Genomic DNA, 20,528 nt, shown 5'->3' with positions numbered 1-20,528 from the left:
AGCACATTAGCTACTTATGGAAATTTCTATTTATTTCGTTGACTGTCTGTATTCAATACGGTGTGGAAGCTGAACAATGCTACTATCCACTGTTTCTTTATTCATATACTTCGTTAATAATCTCATAGCTACTGCACCAATATCATACATTGGTTGAACAACAGAAGTTAACTGCGGACGTACCATCGTAGCCAAACGCGTATTGTCAAATCCAATAACCTCAAGATCATTTGGCACGTTATATCCACGATCTTGTGCGCCATGAATAACACCTAGAGCCATCTCATCAGTAGCTACAAAGATAGCCGTTGGTTTTTCATTTTCTTCAAATAGCTTTTCAACTGCTTCAATACCTGAATCGTATGTGTAATCGCCTTCCACGATATAAGAATCCAGAACGTCTATTTGATGATCTGTTAATGCTCTTTCATAACCTTTTAATTTTTGGGCATGATTAATAGGCTCTTCTAGAGTACCTGCTAAGAATGCAATTTTACTGTGGCCATTGTCAATTAAAGACTTAACCGCATCATATGCTGCTTGTTCATAATCGATTGTGACAGATGGAATTTGGTTTGTAGATTCAATAGACGCTGCTAATACAATCGGAACTGGTGACTTCTTTAACTCTTCTACATGCTCTTCCGTTAAATTCCCACTCATGAAAATAATTCCGTCTACTTGTTTACCTAGCATTGTATTTAATAGATGCAGTTCTTTATCTTGGTTTTGATCGGAGTTACTTAGAATAATGTTGTATTTATACATTGTAGCGATATCTTCAATACCACGTGCAAGTTCTGCGTAAAAGATACTTGAAATATCTGGGATAATAACCCCTACTGTTGTTGTTTTTTTACTTGCTAACCCTCTTGCTACTGCGTTAGGACGATAGCCCAAACGCTCAATTGTTTCCAGTACTTTTTTTCTTGTCGAAGGCTTCACGTTAGGGTTTCCGTTCACAACGCGCGAAACCGTTGCCATTGATACACTCGCTTCTCTTGCTACATCATAAATTGTTACGTTCATAACGACACACTCCTTTTTTATTACTTGTTCACTTATTTTGCCCTTAAATGATAACTTGTAATTACGTATATAAACCCTTCTTGCATATAACGAAATAGTTGTAAGATTTTCATTCATGATTTTTATATACCAATTAAATACCCATTCTATATAACGTCTATTCATAAATCATCAAAAGTTCTTATGTATATACACGTACATACAGGGACTTGAATAAAAAAATAATTGACAGAATTATAGCGAATATCTGTAACTACTATACGACACTATGTGCTGAACCGCAACGCCTTTAGTGCCTTTTTCCGACAAATTTCACCAGATTTTCAAAAAATGATTCTGCCTTTTTATCATTTCCTATTTTTAGCAAACTTATTGTAAAGATGCAACATTATTGCTTTTTTTCTATCTATGACAGCACAGTTTTTCGTAAAAGAAGCCCGAAACATGAGTTTCAGGCTTCTCATTTATAAATTTCGGTTACAAAGTGGCTTTAACTTACTCATAAATTCATTAAATTGAGGGATATTCATCTGCTGCGCAGAATCCGATAGTGCAACAGCAGGGTCTGGATGAACTTCTGCCATTACTCCATCAGCTCCAATTGCGAGCGCTGCTTTGGCAGTTGGGAGCAGTAAATCTCTTCGACCTGTGGAATGCGTAACATCTACAAGAACTGGTAAATGAGTTTCTTTTTTCAAGATTGGAACAGCTGAAATATCTAATGTGTTGCGAGTTGCTCGCTCATATGTCCGAATCCCGCGTTCACATAAGATAATTTGACCATTTCCTTTTGACATAATGTATTCAGCAGCATTAATAAATTCATCGATTGTAGCAGCTAAACCCCTTTTTAGTAATACAGGCTTATTCACGCTTCCTGCTGCTTTTAGTAATTCAAAGTTTTGCATGTTTCGTGCGCCAATTTGAATAACGTCTACATAATCAAGTGCTGTTTCAATATCACCAGGGGTCACAATTTCACTAATAACGGCTAAATCGTACTCATCAGCAGCTTGCTTTAAAATCTTCAGACCTTCTAACCCCAACCCTTGAAAGTCATATGGTGATGTTCTAGGCTTATAAGCTCCACCTCGAAGAAGCTTAATTCCTTGCTGCTTAACTACTTTTGCCACCTCAGCAACTTGTTCATAGCTTTCCACTGCACAAGGGCCCGCAATAAACCGCTGACTACCATCGCCAATTGCTTCTCCTTTTACCATGACAATTGTATTATCTGGCTTTTTCTTTCTTGAGACAAGAAGCGCTTTTCTATGGTCATCTTCTTGAAGCTCAAGGTTCGCTTTAAAAATTTCTTTGAAAATATGCTGCAAAGTAGATGTTTCAAATGGCCCTTCATTTTTCTCAACGATTAAATCAAGCATTACCCTTTCACGAACGGGATCAAAACGATTCGTTCCTTGTACCCCTTTTAGCTTACCAACTTCCTGAACGAGCATTCCTCTTTCATTAATAACTTTTAGTAGCTGTAGGTTCAGTTCATCGATTTGAGAACGTAGTTGCTGTAAATCTTGTTTCGCCATTTGGTTCCACCCTTCCACCTTTACGGTAATCAATATTCACTTGTTTATCTCTCTGCCAGAAATAGCAAAGACACAGAAGTCCTTTGAAGAATCTGTTGATCTAGGAGGATATAGAGAGAGGAGAAAGACTAAGTTACTATTCATTTTATACGAAAATAAGCTGAAGCACAATAAACGAAAGCTTGCGCAAATAATCATCACGCAAGCTTTTTCCACTTCTTTTATTTACTTACTCTTTTACTTAGTTCTTCTTCAGTAATCTTCCAATGTGAAATGTCCCACTTCACTTTACCATCTTCAAAGAAAAGTGCTTGTGGTGATTCATGTTTAACACCATATGTCTCAGCAATATAGTTTGATAGCGGGCGTGCTTCTTGCACGTGTAAATAGTATGCTTTCACTGAGTTTTGATTGTTTACATAATTTGAGAATGCTTCATGACCGGCGCCACTAATCGGACAAGTTGTACTATGCTTTAAAAATAGAAATGATTCATTTTCATTGACTACTTCATTAAACTCTTCTACGCTTATAATTTTCTTCATTTCCATCATCCTTTTAAGTTTTTTTCTTTATTTTACCTTCTCAATTACTCATTCACAATAAATTGGCACATTGGATAGTCACAAAAAAAGCGTTCAATGAGATGAACGCTTACTAGCACATTTAAGGACGGTTGATATTGCTTTCGACGTCATCTAACGCTTCTTGGGCTTCCGTTAGTTTTTGCTGAAAGTCTTCATTACTTTGAGACTCTACTTCATCAGCGAGTACCTCAAGGCTTGTTGGGGGTAAATTATCTTCATGCTGATCAGCTTTTCTGAAGTTTTTCACTTTATCTACGACTTGTGATGATTGCTCTGAAATAGTTTGGGACAAGTCCGCTGTTTTTACTTTAGCAGTTTGAGCGAATTCTTGTCCTTTTTCAACAGCATTATTTTTTACTTGCTCTGTTTTTAAACGAACATAAGCCGCTTGTTCATTTAAATCCGCTCTTAGTTCTTTACCTGCTTTCGGAGCTAACAATAAAGCAGTCGCTGCTCCTACTACTCCTCCAATAATCGTTCCTAATAAAAAGTCTTTATTTGTTGATTGATTATTTGCCATTGCTTTCTCCTCCAGTATACTTTTAAGAATAAGATCTTGAGCGCTTTTGTGATGGTTTAGCTAACTCAGTAGCAGTCGAATCAACAGTAGATTGTTGAACAGGCTTTCTTCTTGCTTTCAGTCGTTCCCATACATCCATTGCTACATTGCTCCATTGAACAACTTGCGCAACGGTCTCTTTATTTTCTTCCACCTTTTGCGAGACGCTAGTAGAGACGTTCTTTAAAGATTTGTTTAAATCATGAATTGAGTCCCCAACACCTTTTACCGAGTCAACTACGGTATTTAAAGCTTCTGATTTCCGTTGGATATCTTCTGCTAATAAATTAGTTTTATGTAAGAGTGCGGTTGTTTCCGTTGTAATACCTGTCATTTGTTTTTCCAGACCATCGAGCGTTCCTGCCACAGAAGTAAGCGTTTGTTGTACAGAACGAAGCGTCTTTGATACTGAAACAACAAGATAGAAAATCGCAATAGCGACTACTGCAGCGCTTAAATATAAAATAAGAATCATATTTAATCCCCTCCTCGTTCATATTGTTGATATAAATACATTCCCAATTTTAAGACAGTTTAAACATCCGATTAGAAATTGGAATTGTTTATCCTTATCATACACTATCTTCCTCATTTTCTTAAACTTTTATTATTTATCGCCTTATCTTTTGGAAAGTATAACTAAAATACCCTTTATTCATCAACAAAAAATAAATAATCGGTTACAATAAGGAAGTGGCATTTGTCGCTTATTTTAAAGGAGGGATACATATGAAAGATCCTAGAATTCAAACTTTAGCCCATAATTTAATTAATTACTCCGTTCGTCTTCAAAAAGGCGAAAAGGTTTTAATTGAAAACTTTGGCTTGCAGCGTGAACTTGTAACTGCACTGGTAGCAGAGGCATATGCTGCAGGTGGGTACCCATTTGTTTCATTAAAAGATCATACGGTAGACCGTGCTCTCCTTCAAGGTGCACAAGAAGAACAATATAGCATGATGGCTAACTTTGAAGCAAACGTGATGAAGGAAATGGACGCTTATATTGGATTACGTTCAGGTTCCAATATCTTTGAACAATCTGATGTGCCAGGAGATAAAATGCGTATTCATGGAAATACAATCGGTAAAAAGGTTCACCGTGATATTCGTGTACCAAAAACGAAATGGGTCGTCTTACGCTACCCAAATGATGCAATGGCTCAGCTAGCTAAAATGAGCACAGAAGCATTTGAAGACTTTTACTTTGATGTATGTAACTTAGATTACAGCAAAATGAGTAAAGCAATGGATTCACTTGTTGACCTAATGAATCGTACGGACAAGGTTCGTTTAACAGGAAAAGGGACTGATTTAACCTTCTCTATTAAAGATATTCCTGCCGTAAAATGTGCTGGTGAAATGAACATTCCAGATGGAGAAGTCTACACAGCTCCCGTCCGTGATTCAGTAAACGGAACAATTGCCTATAATACCCCTTCACCATATCAAGGATTTACGTTTGAAAACGTAACGCTGACGTTTGAAAATGGAAAAATTGTTGAAGCAACAGCAAACGATACAGAGCGTATCAATGAGATTTTTAATACAGATGAGGGTGCTCGCTTTGTAGGAGAGTTTGCTATTGGTGTAAACCCATATATCCAACATCCGATGCAAGATATTTTATTTGATGAAAAAATTGATGGAAGCTTCCACTTTACACCGGGTGAATGTTATGAAGATGCGTACAACGGAAATAAGTCAAACATTCACTGGGATATGGTTATGATACAACGCCCTGAATACGGCGGTGGAGAAATTTACTTTGATGATGTGTTAATTCGTAAGGACGGTCTTTTTGTATTAGAAGAATTAAAAGGATTAAATCCAGAGAATTTAAAATAATCAAGTATTTAAGCAATCAAAAAAGCTCAGATTAGCTAATCTGAGCTTTTTTATTATGAAACTGTTTTTTGATATAGTTCTTCAAACTTTTGAATATCTCCAGCTCCCATAAATACAAGAACTGCTTCATTGTGACCTTTTAATGTTTCAATCGTTTGTTCATCAATAAGCTCTGCTCCATTAATTTTGCTACGCAAATCTTCAATTGAAAGCTTGCCTTGCTGTTCACGAGCTGAGCCAAAGATATCGCATAAATATACCTTATCTGCATGCTGTAAACTTGTAGCAAAATCCTCTAAAAACGTTTGTGTTCTTGTGAATGTATGAGGTTGGAATACAGCAACTACTTCTCGATTTGGATACTTCTGACGAGCTGCTGAAATTGTTGCGTTAATCTCAGTTGGATGGTGCGCGTAATCGTCAATTAATACTTGCTTTCCAACACTTTTTTCACTAAAGCGTCGCTTTACACCTTGGTATGTCTTAAACCGCTCTTGTAACACAGCTACCGGGATATCTTCATAATGACATAGTGCAATTACTGATAGAGCATTCAAAATATTATGGTCTCCGTATCCAGGAATTTCAAATGATGCAAAGAACGTATTGCGTACAAACACATCAAATGCTGTTCCAGCTGTACTTTTCACGATATTGCGAGCTTGAAAATCGTTTTCTTCACCTAATCCATAATATAAAACTGGTACTTTTGCTTGGATTTGCTGAAGATGCTCGTCATCGCCACAGGCAATAATACCTTTTTTCACCTGTAAGCCCATTTCTTGAAACGCACTGAATACATCTTCAATGTTCGCAAAATAATCTGGGTGATCAAAATCAATATTCGTCATGATTGCATAATCTGGCGTATATGATAAAAAGTGACGGCGGTATTCACAAGCTTCAAATGCAAAGTATTTGCTATCTTTTACACCTTTTCCTGTACCATCTCCAATTAAATATGAAGTTGGTTCAGCGCCTTGAATAACATGGGCTAGCATACCAGTGGTCGATGTTTTACCATGAGCACCTGTAACAGCGATACTTGTAAACTGTTTCATATAATCACCTAAAAAACGGTGATAACGTACAACAGGTAGATCGCGCTTCATCGCTTCTGCAATTTCCTCATGCGTATCAGGAAACGCATTTCCAGCAATTACAATCATACCTTCTTTAATGTTTTCTTTATTAAAAGGTAGAACAGGAATCCCCTGCTCTTCTAATGCTTTCTGTGTAAAGATTTCTTTTTCAATATCCGAACCTTGAACTTGAAAGCCCGTATCATTTAAAATTTGTGCCAACGCACTCATCCCTGTTCCTTTAATACCTACAAAATGGTAAACTGTCATATAAAGAACCTCCAACATTCGTCTATCTGTAAGACAGTATATGACGGTTATCAATAATTGCTCTTACAAACATGTCATTCTTCGCATTTGTTTGTGTAAAATGACAACAGCTGCATATTATATCACTTCTGCAAATTTCTCAACAGGCTTTGAGAGCCTTGACTTTTGGCTATTTTTGAAAGACTCGGACCTCAGTCAAATAGGCAACCGCATATCTTTTTAAAAATTGTCTCCAAGTGAGTTTTTCATTTTGATTCAGTGATTGATGTAGCTTCTCCATACTAGCTTCTGCTTGTATAAAGTAAGAGCCTACTAATACGTCATAACCGAGTGACTTTATTTTCCGAACCCATAATACTTTTTCAACATCTGTGTTCTTAAACCTTCCTTTTACATCTTTGATGATAACCTGCTTGTTTGTCAATGGACTATATCCTTTTACGTAAAAAGACTCACATACTTTTGATACAATAATCGGCTCTAATACACTTGTTAAAAACAAAGCACTTTGAATTAAAAATGTTTCATTTCGTGTAGCTGCTTTTTCACTTATAAACTGCTGCAACAATGTTCGGCCTTGAATTGTAACATAATCAAATGCAAACCAATGTTGAAATAAATACTCTTTGTCGCTTAGCTGCATTTGTTCCTGCGAAAGTCCTGTACGCTCACGAAAAAGGTGAGCCGCTCTCACTTTTTCTCGAATATTTGTATACCGCATCACAAACAAAACATATTCATCATAAAAGGATTGAATAGCATCATCCGTTTGGGATTGTTTTTCTTTCCGAATTTCAATTAAATCGATAATGTCTTGATGGTTATTCGCCATTGCCTCTCACACTCATTATCGAGGAGCCGTATCATATCGCTTGTGAGCTGACGTCCTCATTACTAGTTATGCTTTCCAAATCAAACTGGAAAAAACAATGAAATGTTACCCCTACATATACTAAATCATTTTTTGTAATCTGACAAACCTTTATCTCTGTTCCCGCACTTCCAAAATAACCTAATCTTGTTACATACATAAAGACCTGGCTTAAGCTACTTTGCTAAAATAGCCGTAGCAAGCCAGGTCTTTACTTTAATAGCTGGCCGTTTTATTTTCAAGTTCATGCAGTTCATCTTCTGTAATCAGCACGTCTCTTGGCTTACTTCCTTTTGCCTCTGAGATAATTCCTTGCTGCTCCATCATATCAATTAATCTTGCAGCGCGGTTATAACCAATACGGAAGCGGCGTTGCAGGCTTGATGCTGAAGCACCGTCCTGGTTTAGAGCAAACTCACACGCCTCATAGAATAATTCATCATCTTCCTGTGTTGAAAACGTCTGCTGTTTTTTTAACAGCTCCTGCTGATCGAATAAATAGGTTGGCTTCATTTGCGATTTTACATGATCTACGACACGATCAATCTCTTCATCTGATACAAAATTACCTTGAACTCGAACCGTTTTAGACGAACCGTTTTCTAGTAATAACATGTCTCCTTTACCAAGTAGCTTCTCCGCTCCACCTGTATCAATGATGGTGCGAGAATCCACTTGAGAAGAGACTGAAAAGGCTACGCGAGTTGGGACATTCGCTTTAATAAGACCCGTGATAACGTCAACAGAAGGTCTTTGCGTTGCTAGAAGCAAATGAATACCGCATGCTCTTGCTTTTTGAGCTATACGACAAATCGCTTCTTCTACTTCACCAGGCGATACCATCATTAAGTCTGCCAGCTCATCAATAATAATGACGAGATATGGAAGCTTACCGCTTTTTTCGCTATGCTCTTCTACTTTTTCATTATAGCGTGTAATATCACGCACACCTGTATGCGCAAACAGCTCATAGCGACGCTCCATTTCTTCTACAGCCCATTTTAAAGCTGATGTTGCAGCTTTAGCATCCGTAATAACAGGGCTTACTAAGTGTGGAATGCCGTTATAAGGAGCTAACTCAACCATCTTTGGGTCGATAAGCATCAGCTTTACCTCGTGAGGGGCTGCTTTATAGAGCAAGCTTACAATAATTGTGTTAATGCATACGCTTTTTCCTGAGCCTGTGGCCCCTGCAATTAGTCCGTGGGGCATTTTATTCAAGTCTGTTACGACAGGAGCACCTGAAATATCTAAGCCCAGTGCAACTGTTAACGGTGATTTATTTTGTGTAAACGCTGGGTCAGTTACTATTTCGCTAAGTAAAACCGGCTTACTTTGTTGATTGGGCACTTCAATACCAATTGTATTTTTACCTGGTATTGGCGCCTCAATCCGAATATCTCTTGCTGCTAAACTCAGTTTGATATCATCTGTTAAATTTGTTATTTTATTTACCTTAACGCCTGGCTCTGGCTGAACTTCAAATCGTGTAACGGTTGGACCTTTCGTCACATTTACTACTTTAGCACGAACGTTGAAATTATTTAGCGTCATATCAAGCAGGTCACTTTGCTCTTGTACCCAATCATGATCTTCTTCCATTTCAATTAAGGGTGCATCTAATATTGACATAGAAGGAAATTGATACGACAACTCTGCTTGAGAATCCATTGGCGGCATTTCTTCTTTAAGTAGCGCAGGAATTGGTTCTTCATCATGTACTTCTTGCTTTTCCTCCATTTTCAAACGCTCTATAGATGACGATTTAGTGGCTTTTTCACGATCCTTTTTTAACATCATGACATTAAAAGGAACTAACCTGCGCCCTCCATTTGATGAACTTGTACTTGACGATACGGTCTTTTGGTTAGTTGCTTCTGACTCATCTGCGAATGCTTGCGGCTCTTCTTCAATTGAAGGGTGATATCCTTTTGTCTCCTCAAATTCGCCACCATTAGTCTCTTCCCGCTCTTCCTGTTTTGGAACACTTTCCACTATTGATTCCGGCTTCTCTACTACTTCAGACTCTACAACATCCACATGGTCTTCAAAGTGAGTTGATGGTTCCTCTACTTCTTCCACTGATAAGTCTTCAATATGTAAGGAAGGGACTGGTTGAGGTTCGACATAAGCATCTTTTACCTGTTCACTAAACGATTCTGCCTTTTCTATTTCCTTGCTTTCCTCTTGCTGTTCTTTGCGCACCAAAGGCTCTACATATGTTCTTTCGTTACGTATTTCCTTTCGAAGAGACTCATAAGTAGGCGTCGGCTTTATGCCAGCTGGGCTCGAAAGCTCAAATTCCACCACTTCTGAATTTTGTTGAGAAAGATGATGGTTAGCTGGACGCTTATTAAACCCATATACGGGTGACGGGATTTCAGTCGGACGAAACGGCTTTTTCACTTGCGAAGTCGGCTTAGAAGCGACCGGTGCCTTTTTTTCTTGTACTGGCTTCACATATTCTGGACGTTGAAAAGAAGTTGGTTCTTCTTTAGTCAACTGATAACTTTTCAGTATAGGCTCTCGTTCATTTTTCAATTTCTCAGCAGGCCTTTCTCTTCGACGAACTTCACGCCTTGGTGAATCATCTGAACGATTAAATTGATTGTCATCTATAAGCGGAAAGCGAAATTGACCTTTTGGATAGTGATAAGCTACTTTTGCCTCTAATTCTTGATGGGTTGTCCCTTTTTCTTGTCTCGGTAAGCGGGCTGGCGTTTTCTTCTTTGGAGTAGCTGCTTTTTCATTGACCGTGTCTTGAACTGGCCTTTGCTTCATTTCTGTTTCTTTCTTAGGTTCATCTAATGGAATCTCTGTTTCTCGACCTTTTTCATCTACTATAATTTCTTTTACTTCATAACCTAATAGATAATCCATCATTTTTCGCATAAAACCCATTTTTATCACTCTTTCTTCCTTAACAGTCGTATTTCTATTTATAAAAAACTGTATGCTTCTTGTAAAATTTTCAATTTTTATACACTCTCATTCATTTTACCATGTATCCAATAGGGTTCCTATAAAATCTATTAACTAGATACCCGATATATTGTGAAATATGCAAAAAAGCCACTAGAACTACTAGTAGCTTTTAATTTTATCAAATTTATAAAACCATTGACAATTGCTTTTCACAAACTGTAATCCTTTGAAACATAGGTGTAAAGCAACATCCGACTTTGGCATCATATAGAGTTAGGCTGAGAACTCTTCTCCTACTTTTGCGCTTTCTTCCAACACTAAAATACCTTTTTCTTGAGGAGCATTTGGTAAAGCCAATTCTTTTGCAGAACAGATCATACCAGAAGAAGGTACGCCACGAAGTTCTGCATCTTTAATAACAAGACCACTTGGCATAACAGCGCCTACTTTTGCCACTACAACTTTTTGTCCTGCCTCAACATTTGGAGCGCCACACACAATTTGTAACGTCTCTGTCCCAACATCTACTTTACAAATATTCAATTTATCAGCATTTGGATGCTTCTCTTTTTCTTGAACGTAGCCCACAACAAATTTTGGAGACAAGTCTACTTCAATCGATTCAGAAAATCCGCTTTCCTGAATAACTCGGTTTACTTCCGCTACTAGCTCTTCTGTTAACTTAATAGGTCCATGCCCTGAAAAAGATAAAACAGTAGATGCTTCAAAAATATTATAGCCAGCAGTAATATTTGATTTTTCATCAAAGATTCGCGTTACATTCTTTTTTGTTTCAAACGTTCGGTTTGAAAGTTCAATGTCTCGAAGAGATACGATTAACGTATCACCGATACCTTCTTTGTTGTAAAAAATATTCATTCCTTAACTCCGTCCTTTACTACGATTTTTTCCTAAAATGAAAATCGGTTCTAAACGCCCGTTTTCATACAAGAAAGAGAGTGCTGTAATGGGTACTCTTCCACTAGCAAAAAAGCTCATATTCATCTGTGCTAATATATCATAGCCTGTTTCATTTTGAACATCTGCTAAAATTAAAACATCCTGATGAGGCACAGCAATTGTGAGCGTTCCTTTTACTTTATCTTGAAACTCTTGTAAGAAAGATTCATTTAAAATCCGGCTCGCATCGTACCCGTCATTGGCATTAACAAAATAAAAATCATTGCCTGCAACTGTATCTTTTTTATATGTAATTGGCAATGAACGAAGATTAAACTTTGCCATTTCCCTTATAGATGTTACATCAAGCTTTTCTTTTTGCAGAAGCTTTTCATCTATTAATCGATACGTATTACCTAAATCTAAGGCATAATAAACTCTTGTTTCTGCCGTATGATCATCATATACGAGCGGAACATCTTCGTTTGTTTTCGTTGGAAAAGAGGTAGACCGAATAACTGGAAGAACCTTCTTTTCTTTTGAGTCTAATTGTTGTTCATCATTCATTACGCGCACAGCTTCTCTTATATAATATATCATTTCGTCTACTGCTGCGTCTTTTTTTTCTTCCCATTTCGCAATGAGCCCTGGTAGTGAAACCGTTAATCCTTTTTTTGTTTCAGAATGCTCAATTCTTAGCGTATCGTTTTTTTGATCAAATTGAAAACGTAGATTTTCATCTTTCAAACGATCTTGAACTAACTTTTTCATTTTAACACTTGTCATCTTCACTGAAAAACCCCTCCTTTTCACCAAAAGAAGCTTAAAATAAGGCCTCTTGTTAAAACAACAGGCCTAGCGATAGCTTATCCTTTTAAACTTTCAATAAATTGTTCAATTTCTTCCTGCGTTTTACGATCTTTGCTTACAAAACGTCCGCTTTCTTCACCGTTGTTATATCCTACAAAGCTTGGAATACCAAAAATATTCAGTTCAATGCACAAATCAATAAACTGATCTCGATCGACATAATGAAACGTATACTCACTATACTTTTGCTCTATTTCAGGTAGAATCGGTTCAATTACACGACAATCTGGGCACCAGTCTGCTGAAAACATCATGATGTGCTTTCCTTCTTTAATAACCTCATTATATTGTCCAATACTTTCCATTTTCTTCATTTTTATTTCCTCCTTTATGTTTTATGTCTCGTTTCTATTCAAAAAGACATTGGGTTTATGCTTCATTTAATTTTACATTCACTCATATGAAACCATAGTCAAACAGATGGTGCAAGTATCTTACTTTCAAGTATGTAGAACGTTTTACTATTATAAGACGTTAGTATATCCTATTTAGCGGTTTTGATGAAATAGATATTGACCATACAGCATACGAACAACCTGCTCAAACATAGCCGTTCTGGTAAGGATTTCTGATGTGAATATACCGATTGCTCCTTCATTTGAACGTACATCTTCTTTTTTTGTAAAGCGTTCCATAGCTTCTGCTAACTCAATTTTTTCTTCTTTTAACACCCTTGCAATTTCCTCAGGCAATAAAATTCTTGCACCACCCGCAATGATTGGCTTTTCAAGAGACCGACTACTTAAAGCTCCCCAGTTGCACAAAAATAAGCCGTAATCCGTTTCTGTTACGCCCCCTTCTAATCCAATCCCTAAGTCTATCTCATCTTTACATACTTTCTCTGAACGATTAATAGCTCCTTGAATGGTTTCTTCATCTGAAAACGGTTGGCTAGATACACCTGAAGGCACATCAAATGAATAGTATGTCATCTCTTGTCCAAATACATTTTTAACAGCATTTACTTTAGTTGGATTTTTCGTTCCGATTGCAATGTTCATTCCGTTGCTCCTTTGCGTGTTTTTTAATTAACACAAAAAACAATCGCTTTTTACAAGCGACTGTTTTAAGACTACACCTGCTCTTTAAGAGTAGCTACTGTTGTTTCGTCTGTTGCCCGCACGAGCTTCACCAATAGTTCTTTTGCAGCAGCATAATCGTCTACGTGAATCATGGAAGCATGTGTGTGAATATATCTTGAACAAATACCAATTACAGCTGATGGAACACCGCTGTTAGACGTGTGAACGCGCCCAGCATCTGTCCCACCTGGTGACACAAAATACTGATATGGAATACGGTTGGTCTCAGCTGTATCTAGAATAAACTCTCGAATACCTCGATGCGTTACCATCGTACGATCAAAAATGCGAAGCAGTACACCTTTTCCAAGCTGACCAAATGCATTTTTATCTCCTGACATATCATTCGCTGGGCTGGCATCTAGCGCATAAAAGACATCCGGCTTAATCATATTTGCAGCAGATTGAGCACCTCGTAAACCTACTTCTTCTTGCACAGTTGCTCCAGCATATAGAATGTTTGGAATCTTATCATCCTTTACCTCTTTCAATAACTCAACTGCTAATCCACAACCGTATCGATTATCCCACGCTTTTGCTAAGATTTTTTTCTCGTTAGCCATTGGTGTAAATGGACAAATGGGTACAATCTGATCTCCAAGACGAATCCCCATATCAGCAACTTCTTGCTTGGAATCGGCTCCAACGTCAATCATCATGTTTTTAATAGCCATCGGCTTATTACGCTGCGCATCCTCTAACAGATGTGGAGGAATCGATGCAATAACGCCTGTAATCTTCTTCGTTCTTGTAATAACCTCGACGCGCTGAGCTAATAATACTTGACTCCACCATCCGCCTAATGTTTGGAAACGAAGCATTCCTTTATCGGTCACACCGGTCACCATAAATCCAACTTCGTCCATATGCCCAGCTACCATTACTTTTGGACCTGAAGAATTGCTTTTTTTCACTCCAAAAATACTTCCAAGTCCATCTTGAATAATTTCATCAGTTAAAGGCTCCATTTGTGATTTCATAAAAGACCTTACCGCATGCTCATGCCCTGGAGCACCCGGAAGTTCTGTTAATGTTTTAAATAATGATAAAGTTTCTGAATTCATCTTTCGTCTCCTTTATGTATGTCATTACTTTTCATTGTAGCGAAAAGTCAAAATACTTTCCATTTTTCTTCCTTAACCAAGAGGATTGCTTAACAATCAAAGTATGTTTTTGTATAATGGACTATAGTAAGAACTTTTGTTTTTATTAAAAAAAGAAGGTGATTATTATGAAGTATACGCAGCTCATAACTGGCATTGCTGTTGGTTTTGCAAGCGCTTATCTATATCAAAAGAAAAAGTCGTCTCTTTCATCCATGGAAGCATTGCATATTGCAAAGCAAGCATTTAAAAGAAATGGTCCCATTAACGGCTCTTGGATTCAGACGACGACCAAGGTTATAAACAGGTACGGCCTCGCTTTTGAAGGTTACTCTGGTGGTATTACTCGTTCTGTCAATGGAAATCAGGAACAATATGAATTCTTCATTGATAAAAGTAGCGGTAACATTATTGACTTAGTAAAGATTGATTAAACTTTACTGCATTTATGATGTGACCTTTAGTATCCCACTTAATCGCTCGGTAATAAGCATCGTGGTAAAAACTAAGCCATGCATTTTGATTGTATGCATACTGAAGCCATTTTTCTTTTTGAGAAATAGATGTCATTGGAAAATCGTCATAGGCCATAACCCACAACACATTATGATGAGCATGAGTTGGTAATAGATCTCCCATATGCACAAGCTGCTCGCCTTGACTACTAATGACAATGACAGAATGTCCATCACTATGCCCACCTGTGTGATGCATCGTAAATTCTGGGAGCAATTGAAGAGAATCATGAAACGGCACAACTTGAGATTCAATAGCTTCCCAATTTTGCTTCCAATACGTATTTTTTGAACGCATATTAGGGTTTTGCATTTCGTTCCATTCAACGTCGCTTACATAAATAACTGCGTTTGGAAATGTAGACTCCAATTTCCCTTGACTTCTCGTTGTTAGTCCCGCTACATGATCAAAGTGCATATGTGTCATCGCTACTTTTGTTACATCATGTCGCGTTAATCCCAGCTTCATTAAATCCGTTTCTACGTTAGATTCTTCCGTAATGCCAAAATGTTTTTTTTGCTTACCTTCAATCATTCCGTTTCCTATGCCTGCATCAATTAAGATAACTTCATTACCAGTTTGAACTAGCAATGGATCTGTTCTCATTGGGATACGATTGTCATAAGCAGTAGGGTATTTTTTAGACCAAAGCTCTTTTGGTACAACACCAAACATAGCTCCCCCGTCAAGATGATTATCTCCACCATTTAACCAAGAAACTCTCACATCTCCTATTGTTAACGTTTCCATTTTTACACCTCCCATATATTCCTATTTATTGTATCACTCCCTATTTACGTTTTTATAGTCTTTTTTAAACAAAAAAGAGTTTGGGACATAACAAAATGATTGCTTCTAAAAGACGAACACTAGCTGTTCCCATCTCTTTCCCGCAGGAGTCGAGTATCCTACGTTCCATTCCACCCTGTTTCCAACATTGTTTTCACAATCAACCAAAAAACCTGAACGATTAAAAGTTATGAACTCTCAATCGTTCAGGTATATCATTGGCTGAATTACTTATGTCCCAGCCTCCTTATAGATATTATTTTTCATTCATGTATTTAACTTCTGAACGATAAATACGACTTCCCTTTTGAGAAAACTTTTCTTCATACTCCGTCATAATATTTCCTTCGAAGTCACTAGCATGTAAATCTAAACTTACGTACTTTAATAACAAGCCATATTCAGAAAAGCTCATTAAAGAGTATTCAAACAATCCTTGATTATCTGTTTTAAAATGAATCTCTCCACCATCGATTAAAATTTGTTCATAGATATTTAAAAATGTTTTGTACGTTAAGCGTCTTTTAGCATGACGAACTTTTGGCCAAGGATCTGAAAAGTTTAAGTATACTCGCTCAACATCACCTTTAGCAAAATATTCCGTTAGGTCTTTTGCGTCAACGCTTAGCAGTTTAAAATTCGGTACTTCTGCTTCAATTATGCGATCTAGCGCACTAACAATTACACTTTCATATAACTCAATGCCAAGGTAGTTAATGTTTGGATTTTGCTTAGCCATCCCAAGTAGGAATTGACCTTTTCCAGTTCCAACTTCAATATGAATTGGGTTATCGTTTCCAAATACCTCGTTCCATTTGCCCTTATGTTCTGCAGGATTTCCAACGGCATATTGTGGATACTGTGCCAATTTCTCTTTTGCCCAAGGCTTATTTCTTAGTCTCATACTGCACACCTCATCTATATTATCAAAAATTATCAAAATTGAACCACACGGAAAATGTCGGTTATTTTGTACAACCGACATTCGTATGAATAATTGTATTCATAAAGAAAAAAATAAAAGCATCATACGAGAAAGGATGGTGCACTATGCCTTTAAACGCTCAACATCAAATGGCTATCTTAAAGGACATCTTATCAAATCACCAAACTGACTGCTGTGGAACAGTCTCTGAATGCGAACAAGTTGAACGTTTAGCTCAAGCAATGCTAGCAAATGGAACTGCTAATGAACAAGTGTATCGCACGCTTCAAAACATTTGCGAGTATACACAGACTGCCAAAAGCGCGGCGCATCTCGATCAACATATTGAAACAAATAAACAAAATTTATCCCAATGGGTTGAAGAACTATCTAGTCTATCTTAACTAAACTTACTGGCTTAACTCTCATTTTCAAGCAATACTTTTAAGTAGTTAAGCCAGTAGTTCATTTCTGGTAATTCTTGCTTTGTACGATGCCATTGTACAAATAAAATACTTTGACTCACAACATACCACTTCATTCGCTTTTGCAAGCTATCTGTTAAAGCAATACCGTACTTTTCTAGCCAACCCTTCCATTCTGCTGGATCAATGTACCAGTACAGCAGAAGGCCTAAGTCAATAGCTGGATCAGCAATCATCGCTCCGTCCCAATCGATTAAATATAGCTGTTCATTCTCACCTAGCAACCAATTATTATGATTGACATCGCAATGACAAACAACATATTCCTCTGGCTGAACGAAATCCACTTCTCGCTCTAAATACAGAATCCCTTGCTCAACAACTGGTTCTTTCTGCAAGTCCAAATCTACATTTGCTCGAATATCGAGTAGAACGTCTTGTGGTAATAACGACTCTTTCCCTAATCTTTTTAACATATCCAACAACTCTTTAGAGTGATGAATTTTACTCAGCAGTTCTGTTACGCTATCCGAGTTCATATCTTGAGGTTTTAACTCTCGACCATCTAGCCAGTGTTGAGCTGTAATTACATCTCCATTTTCCATTCGTTTGGTCCAAACTAACTTTGGAACAATCCCTTCTGCTGACAAAACAGCTAGGAAAGGAGATGAATTGCGCTTCAGAAATAGCTTTCGGTCTTGAAACCTTGCGAAATAAGCATCTCCAGTTGCACCGCCAGCAGGAGTCACTTCCCATTCGCTTCCTAATATATGTTCCAACCAATTCACCTTCAATTTCAACACACACATTTCATTAAAAATTTAAAGTTATGTTTACTTCTATTTATATCATCAACAACGTGTATTTGTTTTATTAAATAAAAAAGACAGCTATTGCGGACATATACCAATAGCTATCCTTCATAAATTTTATCCTCTTCCCGCTTTTCTCGTCAAGTAGCAGAATAGCACTTATGTTTTAAATAATGCTAAAACGCCAACCGCAGGAACCGCTGCTTCGCCTGAAAGGGCTTTTGGAAATGGATACTGATAAGCGCTTTCTCCATCGATTACGACGTTCCAACTCCCCTGTGGCAAGTTAATATAATGAGTTGATGTGTCTTGGTTAAACGCGACAATGATATCCTTCCATGGTCCGTATTTTTCTACATTGGCAAGAGCATACGCAACTATTTCTGGCACCGATTCTAAGAACTTCATATGCTTACGAATTCGCTCGGTTGTATGAAAGCGAAATGCGCCGTGCGCTTTTCTTAGCTGAATCACTGCTTGTAGCCACTTTATATCCTTGTTATAGATTTTCCGCTGCTCCCAATCAAATTGATTGATGCTATCCGGTGAGCGATAGCTATTTTCAACACCTTGTTTTGTTCGATAAAATTCTTGTCCTGCATGTAGAAAAGGAATGCCTTGAGCTAATAACACCATTGCACTTGCAAGCTTTTGCCTTTTTTGCAAAATTTGTTTCTCTTCATGTGAATTACACTTACTCAATTTATCCCACAGCGTGTGATTATCGTGTGATTCTACATAGTTTATCGAAGAGGTAGGCTGAACAAATAAATACTTCTCTCCTTTTTGATAAGAAACACTGCCAGCCATTACTTGCTTTACTTCGTCAACTCGATGGGTGTTGCCACAAATAAAACCTTTATCATAGATGTTAAAAGTACTTCCCTTGATAAAATCTCGAAAACGATCATTAAAGAACCCAATATGTGGGACTTTATCAGAGTTATAGATTGTTGCTTTTTGCTCTGAAGATAAAGGGGTATTTAGATCCCACCCTTCACCAAACAGCAAAATGGATGAATCATATTCAAACAGCTTTTGTCGAATCGTATTCATCGTTTCAATATCTAAAATTCCCATTAAATCAAAACGAAAGCCATCAACATCATATTCTTTGACCCAAAACAAGACGGAGTCAACGATAAATTTACGCGCCATCTTACGCTCAGAAGCAAAATCATTTCCTACACCTGTTCCATTGGACGGCATTCCAAATTGATCATGCCGGAAGTAATATCCTGGAACAATCTTTTCAAAAGAAGAGTCTTCCCTTACATATACATGGTTATAGACAACATCGAGTATAACACGTAGATCATTCTCATGAACCGCTCGAATAAGTTGCTTTAGCTCTAGAATACGAGCTATAGGATTTGTTGGCTCCAAAGAATAGCTGCCTTCCGGCACATTAAATAGGAGTGGGTTGTAGCCCCAATTATAGGTATCTAAAGGCTTCAGTTCATCTACGCCATCAAAGTCATAAACGGGTAGGAGCTCCAAATGCGTAATACCAAGTTCCTTTAAGTAAGCTAACCCTGTTGTTACACCGCTTTCTGTTGACGACTCAGTGAATCCTGCATATGTTCCTTTATTGGACACGTTACTGGAAGGATGAATGGTAAAATCACGAATATGGACTTCATAAATAATAGCATCCGTGGGCTTTTGAAGCGGAGCCTTTTTCACAGGCGGCTGCTTAGTTTTGTGTAAATTCACCAACACACCGTATTCACTGTTTGCTGATGCTGCTATTGCATACGGATCAACAGCTTCTCTCGTAACACCGTTGACCGTTACCTCATAGCTATAGTGATGCCCTTCTTTTTCAAGGCCACAAATCGCTGTCCACACTCCCTTTTTCATACGAGCCATGCCAATATATTCTTTATTTAACGTTTTAGGATTGATAAGCTTTACCTTCACATCTGTAGCAGTCGGTGCCCATAATTTCAGCTGAATATGTTGCTTGGTAAAAACCACACCCAAGTCCGATTCATTGTAAAAAAAAGCATCATCGAATTCAGGAGTGCGAATGACAGCTCCTATCTTTAAATCTGCTTTGGCACCACGTTCTTCTACCACTTGATACTCTTCACCAATCTCTATTTTTATTTGACAGTAGCATTCATATTTTATAGCCTCATGTAATACTTTTCTATCCTTTAGCTTTAAAGAAAGCGATTGGCCATCTCTCATTAAACAAAGCGAATTCACTTCTCCATCGTAGTAAGATTTAGGAACAAGAACGGTAACCATATCCATCTTATCTAAATATGCTTCAAATTTTTGATCATCATAAGCCATCTGTTCTCCTCCTACATAACTTATTATGAGCATTATATGTTCAAATCGGAGAAATGAAAGCACTTTCTATTAGATAAATACTAAATTTCACAT

General features: G+C 37.5%; 20 protein-coding genes. 3 read left to right on the top strand and 17 right to left on the bottom strand.

Annotated elements, in window-relative coordinates; all coding sequences use genetic code 11:
- Positions 1-30 precede the first annotated feature (30 nt).
- The 5 genes from ccpA to A2U94_RS04340 all read right to left on the bottom strand — a co-directional run bounded on the left by ccpA (position 31) and on the right by A2U94_RS04340 (position 4,191).
- Positions 31-1,029: a catabolite control protein A gene (ccpA, locus tag A2U94_RS04360; protein ID WP_025909479.1), complete on the bottom strand. Its 999-nt coding sequence runs from the start codon at positions 1,027-1,029 to the stop codon at positions 31-33.
- Positions 1,030-1,493: 464 nt separating this feature from the next.
- Positions 1,494-2,570, bottom strand: coding sequence for a bifunctional 3-deoxy-7-phosphoheptulonate synthase/chorismate mutase (locus tag A2U94_RS04355; RefSeq protein WP_025909480.1), 1,077 nt, complete (start codon positions 2,568-2,570; stop codon positions 1,494-1,496).
- A gap of 221 nt (positions 2,571-2,791) precedes the next feature.
- A complete protein-coding gene (gene ytxJ / locus A2U94_RS04350) occupies positions 2,792-3,115 on the bottom strand; it encodes a bacillithiol system redox-active protein YtxJ (protein WP_025909481.1) in 324 nt (107 codons plus the stop codon).
- Positions 3,116-3,236: 121 nt separating this feature from the next.
- Positions 3,237-3,677 (bottom strand): YtxH domain-containing protein, encoded by a 441-nt coding sequence (locus A2U94_RS04345; RefSeq protein WP_025909482.1) that lies wholly within the window; start codon positions 3,675-3,677, stop codon positions 3,237-3,239.
- Positions 3,678-3,699: 22 nt separating this feature from the next.
- Positions 3,700-4,191 carry a DUF948 domain-containing protein gene (locus tag A2U94_RS04340; protein WP_025909483.1) on the bottom strand — a complete coding sequence of 164 codons (492 nt, stop codon included), beginning with the start codon at positions 4,189-4,191 and terminating at the stop codon, positions 3,700-3,702.
- 254 nt (positions 4,192-4,445) lie between these two features.
- Between A2U94_RS04340 and A2U94_RS04335 the strand changes: the two genes are divergently transcribed.
- The gene (locus A2U94_RS04335; RefSeq protein ID WP_025909484.1) at positions 4,446-5,561 is read left to right on the top strand and encodes an aminopeptidase; all 1,116 of its coding nucleotides are present in this window, start codon (positions 4,446-4,448) and stop codon (positions 5,559-5,561) included.
- A 53-nt stretch (positions 5,562-5,614) separates the two neighbouring features.
- Here the strand turns inward: A2U94_RS04335 and murC are convergent, their stop codons facing one another.
- The 8 genes from murC to A2U94_RS04295 form a co-directional block, all read right to left on the bottom strand.
- Positions 5,615-6,913, bottom strand: a complete 1,299-nt coding sequence (gene murC / locus A2U94_RS04330; RefSeq protein ID WP_025909485.1) for a UDP-N-acetylmuramate--L-alanine ligase — start codon at positions 6,911-6,913, stop codon at positions 5,615-5,617.
- A 169-nt stretch (positions 6,914-7,082) separates the two neighbouring features.
- On the bottom strand, positions 7,083-7,745 hold the full coding sequence (locus A2U94_RS04325) for a hypothetical protein (RefSeq protein ID WP_025909486.1): 663 nt from the start codon (positions 7,743-7,745) through the stop codon (positions 7,083-7,085).
- A 255-nt stretch (positions 7,746-8,000) separates the two neighbouring features.
- Positions 8,001-10,685 carry a DNA translocase FtsK gene (locus A2U94_RS04320; protein ID WP_064484028.1) on the bottom strand — a complete coding sequence of 895 codons (2,685 nt, stop codon included), beginning with the start codon at positions 10,683-10,685 and terminating at the stop codon, positions 8,001-8,003.
- Between the two features lie 297 nt (positions 10,686-10,982).
- Positions 10,983-11,588 (bottom strand): YtpR family tRNA-binding protein, encoded by a 606-nt coding sequence (gene ytpR / locus A2U94_RS04315; RefSeq protein ID WP_025909488.1) that lies wholly within the window; start codon positions 11,586-11,588, stop codon positions 10,983-10,985.
- Positions 11,589-11,591: 3 nt separating this feature from the next.
- Complete coding sequence (locus tag A2U94_RS04310; protein ID WP_025909489.1) at positions 11,592-12,395, bottom strand: DUF1444 domain-containing protein; 804 nt, start codon at positions 12,393-12,395, stop codon at positions 11,592-11,594.
- Positions 12,396-12,475: 80 nt separating this feature from the next.
- On the bottom strand, positions 12,476-12,793 hold the full coding sequence (locus tag A2U94_RS04305; RefSeq protein ID WP_025909490.1) for a thioredoxin family protein: 318 nt from the start codon (positions 12,791-12,793) through the stop codon (positions 12,476-12,478).
- A gap of 174 nt (positions 12,794-12,967) precedes the next feature.
- Positions 12,968-13,480, bottom strand: coding sequence for a DUF84 family protein (locus A2U94_RS04300; RefSeq protein ID WP_025909491.1), 513 nt, complete (start codon positions 13,478-13,480; stop codon positions 12,968-12,970).
- A 71-nt stretch (positions 13,481-13,551) separates the two neighbouring features.
- On the bottom strand, positions 13,552-14,625 hold the full coding sequence (locus A2U94_RS04295; protein WP_061785744.1) for a M42 family metallopeptidase: 1,074 nt from the start codon (positions 14,623-14,625) through the stop codon (positions 13,552-13,554).
- A 167-nt stretch (positions 14,626-14,792) separates the two neighbouring features.
- Here A2U94_RS04295 and A2U94_RS04290 point away from each other — a divergent pair, with 167 nt between their 5' ends.
- The gene (locus tag A2U94_RS04290) at positions 14,793-15,098 is read left to right on the top strand and encodes a PepSY domain-containing protein (protein ID WP_025909493.1); all 306 of its coding nucleotides are present in this window, start codon (positions 14,793-14,795) and stop codon (positions 15,096-15,098) included.
- Here the strand turns inward: A2U94_RS04290 and A2U94_RS04285 are convergent.
- Entirely contained in the window at positions 15,073-15,930 is an 858-nt protein-coding gene (locus tag A2U94_RS04285; RefSeq protein WP_025909494.1) for a YtnP family quorum-quenching lactonase, read from the bottom strand. The two genes, A2U94_RS04290 and A2U94_RS04285, sit on opposite strands and share 26 nt — an antisense overlap.
- Before the next feature lie 295 nt (positions 15,931-16,225).
- Positions 16,226-16,873 carry a tRNA (guanosine(46)-N7)-methyltransferase TrmB gene (gene trmB / locus A2U94_RS04280; RefSeq protein WP_025909495.1) on the bottom strand — a complete coding sequence of 216 codons (648 nt, stop codon included), beginning with the start codon at positions 16,871-16,873 and terminating at the stop codon, positions 16,226-16,228.
- A 146-nt stretch (positions 16,874-17,019) separates the two neighbouring features.
- Between trmB and A2U94_RS04275 the strand changes: the two genes are divergently transcribed.
- On the top strand, positions 17,020-17,298 hold the full coding sequence (locus A2U94_RS04275; protein ID WP_025909496.1) for a YtzH-like family protein: 279 nt from the start codon (positions 17,020-17,022) through the stop codon (positions 17,296-17,298).
- 14 nt (positions 17,299-17,312) lie between these two features.
- On the opposite strand, the gene A2U94_RS04270 is transcribed toward A2U94_RS04275, so the two are convergent.
- Together A2U94_RS04270 and pulA are read right to left on the bottom strand one after the other, a co-directional pair.
- Positions 17,313-18,119 (bottom strand): phosphotransferase family protein, encoded by an 807-nt coding sequence (locus A2U94_RS04270; protein ID WP_373688728.1) that lies wholly within the window; start codon positions 18,117-18,119, stop codon positions 17,313-17,315.
- A gap of 171 nt (positions 18,120-18,290) precedes the next feature.
- Positions 18,291-20,435, bottom strand: coding sequence for a type I pullulanase (gene pulA, locus A2U94_RS04265; RefSeq protein WP_025909498.1), 2,145 nt, complete (start codon positions 20,433-20,435; stop codon positions 18,291-18,293).
- Between the last annotated feature and the right edge of the window lie 93 nt (positions 20,436-20,528).

It is taken from the genome of Bacillus sp. VT 712 (genome assembly GCF_001614195.1).
In the GTDB taxonomy this organism is placed as follows: Bacteria; Bacillota; Bacilli; order Bacillales; family Bacillaceae_H; genus Priestia; species Priestia flexa.
Note: the sequence above shows the minus strand (reverse complement) of the source record. Positions and strands in the feature narration are given on the sequence as shown.